2 protein-coding genes are annotated in these 2,336 nt (G+C 47.3%); both read left to right on the top strand.

Going from position 1 to position 2,336, the window contains the following annotated elements:
• Positions 1-214 precede the first annotated feature (214 nt).
• Positions 215-853 (top strand): N-acyl amino acid synthase FeeM domain-containing protein, encoded by a 639-nt coding sequence (locus DW49_RS0123335; RefSeq protein ID WP_024419752.1) that lies wholly within the window; start codon positions 215-217, stop codon positions 851-853.
• 46 nt (positions 854-899) lie between these two features.
• A complete protein-coding gene (locus tag DW49_RS0123330; RefSeq protein ID WP_005622093.1) occupies positions 900-2,033 on the top strand; it encodes an MFS transporter in 1,134 nt (377 codons plus the stop codon).
• Positions 2,034-2,336: the final 303 nt, after the last annotated feature.

Genomic DNA, 2,336 nt, shown 5'->3' with positions numbered 1-2,336 from the left:
GTACTGTTTGCGAAATAATTTACCCGTGTCCCGCAACCTAAGTTATTGATAAAATTTGAATTTTACGTTAGTTAGTAGCTGGTTTTTTCGAAAACAGTACACTAGTTGGTTTTGCTGTTTTTTAAACGAACCCTTGCCATCCCTCAAGATGGGGCGACGGAAATATCTGGGGTCCCGGCCTACAACGTCCACAACGAATGATCAATCGAAATTTATGAAAAACATGTTCTCTGGCATAACCGTACGGCTCTCTGAATCACATCAAGACAAGCAAGCTGTCCATGAGTTGAGAATCAATGCATACGCAAAATATGAGTGGAGCAACAATGGCAAGCGCATGGGGTTCGATGCTACGGACGAAAATCCTTGGGTGGACTCGCTCATTGCATTCCAAAAGAATGAGCCGATTGGCACGATGCGGATCATTCGAGCGAACAGGGACACGATTGATAGGCTGTTGAGCTATGAGCTCTGGAAAGATCATATAGACCAATGCATCTCGAATTCCAGCCCAAACATTCTGGAGTTTAATAGATTCGCCATCACGGAGGGTGGAAATTTCCCAATTGCTGCCTGCGCACTTCTTAAGGCAGCGATGGCCATACAAGCCATTGACAATATTGATTTTATCACCGGGGAAGTGCGTGCTGATCATGCTGGCTTCTATCAAAAATTCTTAGGCATGGCTGTTTCTGAAGAAGTTCGGACTGACCGCATCCTTCAAGTTGACTACAGTCTTCTGACTGGCTATCCAAAATCAGGAATCGGAAAGCTTCAACAACGAAAACCGTGGATGGTGCCGACTCGAGCTGATATCGACTCTTGGAAGCAAGTCGCCTCAATTTCTTGGTGAACTCAATATATTTTGCGGTTGCCGAAGCCAAATACAGGGCTGAAAAATGGATTACTCGGGTGTTAGGGTGTGGCTGCCGAACATAGCAACGTTCCTGCTTTTGGGCAGTATCGGCTGCACCATCCCTTTGTTATCAAGATCCTTGGAGGATTCAGGCTTGACCCAAGCCAGGATTGGAATTGTTAGCGGGGCTTTTTGGCTTGCTCCGATACTTTTTAGAGTTTACATTTCCCGCCTGCTAGAATATAAAAAAAAGAAAATGCTGATTGTTTTTGGGCTCGTGACGACGGCGTTTGCATATCTCATCACAAATGAAGTTGAAGGGATTTTTCAGTTGGTGTCAGTGCGCTTCGTTCAGGGTATAGGCTACACGATTTCAATTATTGGAATACTGGCCTTTGCTGTTAATTCTGCGCAGGCTCGTGAGCGCGCCAGCCAGTTTTCAATCAACAGTATATTTAGCTTTCTTGGTTATGCGCTAGGCCCTGCATTAGGCGAATTTGTTATTCAGCGTTTAGGTTACGCACGCACTTTTGAGATGGCTTCTGCCATGTGTTTTTTGGCTGCGGCATTTATTTGCGCAGGTCGCGAGCCTCTCTTGAATTCCACATCAGGGCCGACCATTAGTACGAAGAGCAAGAAACCTCCGCCACTGCGCTCGACATGCATCCAACTGATGCTGGTCGCTGCCCCCCTAGGTATGGCAGAAGCATTTGTTCCGATTTTTTCGCGGCAGGAGGGTTATGGGTCTGTGAGCGCCTTCTTCCTCATATTTGCTTGTGCCACACTTGCTATCAGAGTGAATATGTCGAAACTGAGCTGTTGGCGAAGTTTCACTTGGCTCGCTCAGGCAGGCGCTCTGTTATGCACGCTGGCGCTCACGGTGCTCGCAGCATCCAACTCGAAATCTATGATGCTTGCGGCTTCGTCTTTCATGGGCCTCGGGTGGGGGCTGGTTTTCCCCTCATTAATAGGATTGAATGCGGAACAAAATCCCGAAGCAAGCTCAACTCAACTTTCTATTTTCAGCTCAGTGTACGATTTTTCTTTCTTCTTCGGTCAGGTGCTCTTTGGTTTGATTATCTCCAGCTTTGGTTATCGACTCTCTTTTATGTTGGCAGGTATAGCTTGTTTGGTATCGTTTGCGTCGATAAAATTTCGTCTGTTTGAAGGCGGCTAACTAAAGGAGTTCACGCAATGGCTGCTGCCTACGAAGGTCTGGCTGAGGTCACCATAAGTGCTGAGTATTTCGGTGCCGAGGCGGTAAAAAGCGAAAATCCCCAGGTATCTATTGCCCTAAGGGGAGCCCGCAGAATTCGGAAAAAGTCGTATGTTAAGCACTGCCGACAGGAGGCATACCCTCGTGCAACCTGGACTGTGTCCGATTGAAGTACACCTCAACCCGGCGTCAGGCCGCTCACCAGCCCCCTGTCAGACTAGTGTACTGTTTTCGAAAAAAGTTACCCATAACCTGCAAGCTAAG

It is taken from the genome of Pseudomonas avellanae BPIC 631 (assembly GCF_000444135.1).
Classification (GTDB): Bacteria; Pseudomonadota; Gammaproteobacteria; order Pseudomonadales; family Pseudomonadaceae; genus Aquipseudomonas; species Aquipseudomonas avellanae.
Note: the sequence above shows the minus strand (reverse complement) of the source record. Positions and strands in the feature narration are given on the sequence as shown.